Below are 3009 nucleotides of genomic sequence, written 5' to 3' on the forward strand. Positions count from 1 at the left end.
TTCCCTCGGGGCGGGATTTGCAGCCTACTTGGGGATAACTCTCAATATTAGTCTCTAAACCCGCGCCTACACACATACGCCAAGGCACATATCCCCCAGCTCCCCCAGCTTCCCGCGCTCCCCCAGGTCCCCCAGCTCCCCCGGCTCCCCCAGCTCCCCCAGCTCCCCCAGCTCCCCCATCTCCCCCAGCTCCCCCAGCTCCCCCAGCTCCCCCCTCTTTCCGATTACCATTAAATTAAAGCTGTGCAATATATATATAGAGGATTAGTGGCGTGGCAAGGGCAAAGATTCTAATTGTCGAAGATGAAATTATTACCGCTCAAGCCATTGCTGGTCAACTCAAACGATTGGGTTACGATGTGGTGGATATCGCCAATTCAGGTACAGCCGCCCTCGCTAAAGTCGCGGAAACTTGTCCAGATCTGGTGTTGATGGATATTGTTCTCAAACACCGAGACATGGATGGAATTGAAGCTGCTGAGCAAATCCGCAGCCAATTTAAAATACCCGTCATTTACCTAACAGCACACTCCGAGGCGGCTACCTTGGCGCGTGCGAAAGTGACAGAGCCATTTGGCTATATTGTCAAGCCCTTTAATCAGCGTGATTTAGGAATTACCATCGAAATCGCGCTTTATAAGCATCAAACCCAACAGCAGTTAATCGAACGCGAGGAATTTCTCTCCACAATTCTCGACTCAACCCATGATGCGGTAGTCGCAACGGATGCAACAGGCGGCATTACCTATATGAATCCTATCGCCCAAACCTTAACGGGTTGGTCATCTACTGAGGCGATGGGCAAACCCGTTACTGAAGTGGTGCAAATTTCCGATGAAGCCACGAATACAGTTGTGGAAAACCCGGTGATACTGCTGCTGCGGGGTGAACCTGTGCCGAATCAAGGACATAATCGCCTGTTGATTGCTAGAGATGGAACCAAGACGCCCATCGTCGATCACGTTTCCTTAATGCGCCCTAATGATGATGACATCAAGGGTGCTGTTTTAGTCGTTTGCGATATCAGCGAACGTCGTCAAACCCAAGCCTTAGAACTGGAACGGGTTAAACTGACAACAGAAGTCGCCGAACGCCAAAAAGCTGAGGCAGAAATTCGTAAAGCTTTAATCGCTGAACAGGAATTGAGCGAACTGAAATCTCGGATTGTGGCGATGATTTCCCACGAATACCGCACGCCCTTGGCAGTAATTTTAACCTCAACGGAACTCCTGAAACGCTACAGTGCCCAGTTATCTGAGGAGAAACAACAAACCTATTTAGACCGGATTCAAATGGGCGTCAAGCAGATGGCTCAGCTTGTGGAAGAGGTTCTCACGTTTAATAAAGCCCAAGCTGGTGAACTTCAGTTTAATCCCGAACCGTTGGATGTGGAAGACTTTTGTCTACAATTGGTAGATGAACAGCGCCTGATGGTTGGCGATCGCTATACCTTGACCTATCATCCTCAACTCTCGTCTGGTGAAGCGGAGTGGGATAAGCAGATGCTGCGACATATTGTCACTAATCTCCTCAGCAATGCGATTAAGTATTCTGCCAAAGGTACTACGGTTTCCTTATCCCTACGCCGCGAGGATGACACCCTGATCATCCAGGTTCAAGATCAAGGGATTGGTATTCCCGAATCGGAGCAACCGCGATTATTTTCCCCCTTTTTCCGCGCCAGCAATGTCAGCACAATTGCCGGAACGGGGATGGGATTGTCTATTGTTAAAAATTGTGTAGATTTGCATCAGGGGGAGATTGCGATCGCGAGTGAGGTAGGCAAAGGGACAACGGTAACAGTGACGTTACCTGTCAGCGCCAAGCCATCGTCCGGAGATGCGACCCATTAAGAGGTATCAATTGATGAAGTTTTATCCCATCTAAAAAATAATCTATAATTTCGCCTCAATGGGTGATAAAGCCCCGTACAATATAGTTTGATAGAATCTTTTGAGGTGGAGGTAACAGAGCAATCATGCCCGCAGCCGTTGGGACGATTGAAACGTTAGGGTTTCCTGGGGTACTTGCCGCCGCAGACGCCATGGTCAAAGCTGGCGCGGTTACGCTGGTGAAGTTTGATCGCAATGAAAGTGGTCGCTTTATGGTCAGCGTTCGGGGCAAAATATCTGAAGTTAAGGTGGCTGTAGATGCGGGTCTAGAAGCGGTGGAGAAAACACACGGCTCTGAGATAACCGGTTACTACATCATTCCTAATCCCCACGAAAATGTTGACACCGTTCTACCGATTGAATATACCAGTCAAGTTGAACAGTTTCGCTCATTTTAACTGATTAAGGGAAGGGGAAATGTTTCAGTGACTCTAGGTCTGGTTCGCGATTAAAATGCTAAAGACAAAGAGTATGTTTCTGAAAAAATACCCATAATTCGTAGAATAAGTTTTTGAGTTCATTAATTCATTGATTGAGGAGATTGGCAATGTCAATAGTAGCAGTTGGGTCAATTGAAACCAAGGGCTTTCCCGGTATATTAGCCGCCGCAGATGCTATGGTTAAAGCGGGTCGAGTGACCATAGTCGGCTATATCCGCGTTGGTAGCGCTCGTTTTAATCTGAATATTCGTGGCGATGTTTCCGAGGTGAAAACCGCCATGGATGCTGGAATTGCAGCTGTTGAAAAAACCTATGGTGCAACCTTAGAATCGTGGGTGATTATTCCCCGCCCTCATGAAAATGTGGAGTGTGTTCTGCCGATTGCGTACACGGAAGAGGTTGAGCAGTACAGAGAAGCGGTTGAGAATCCATTAGTCCAAGGTAGAGGAAACGGGTTGCAACGTTAGGAAAATAAGGGAAAGTTTGATCCAGCTATATCAGGGCACGATAATATCGTGACCCTACCCCATCTCAGGGATAATTGATTGGGTAGGGGTACGGCATTGCCGTACCCTATGATAGTTAGCGATAACCTCTCAATTTAATCAATAATAAACCTTCTGCCCTCTGCCTTCTGCTATATCGCGCCAACGAATCACACCCAGGATTCAATCCAC

Annotated in this window: 3 protein-coding genes; all 3 read left to right on the forward strand. The window is 47.8% G+C overall.

Going from position 1 to position 3009, the window contains the following annotated elements; translation table 11 throughout:
- Positions 1–272: 272 nt before the first annotated feature.
- Entirely contained in the window at positions 273–1853 is a 1581-nt protein-coding gene (locus RIC07_RS34550; protein ID WP_446398465.1) for an ATP-binding protein, read from the forward strand.
- A gap of 125 nt (positions 1854–1978) precedes the next feature.
- Positions 1979–2290 (forward strand): carbon dioxide-concentrating mechanism protein CcmK, encoded by a 312-nt coding sequence (locus tag RIC07_RS34555; RefSeq protein WP_446398466.1) that lies wholly within the window; start codon positions 1979–1981, stop codon positions 2288–2290.
- A 149-nt stretch (positions 2291–2439) separates the two neighbouring features.
- Positions 2440–2799: a carbon dioxide-concentrating mechanism protein CcmK gene (locus RIC07_RS34560; RefSeq protein ID WP_446356939.1), complete on the forward strand. Its 360-nt coding sequence runs from the start codon at positions 2440–2442 to the stop codon at positions 2797–2799.
- Positions 2800–3009: the final 210 nt, after the last annotated feature.

The organism is Coleofasciculus sp. E1-EBD-02 (assembly GCF_040218245.1).
Lineage (GTDB): Bacteria > Cyanobacteriota > Cyanobacteriia > Cyanobacteriales > Coleofasciculaceae > Coleofasciculus.

Excerpts from the sequence above, each read along its gene's own strand:
- RIC07_RS34555 (WP_446398466.1), top strand. The coding sequence starts at position 1,979 with ATGCCCGCAGCCGTTGGGACGATTGAAACGTTAGGGTTTCCTGGGGTA.
- RIC07_RS34560 (WP_446356939.1), top strand. The coding sequence starts at position 2,440 with ATGTCAATAGTAGCAGTTGGGTCAATTGAAACCAAGGGCTTTCCCGGT.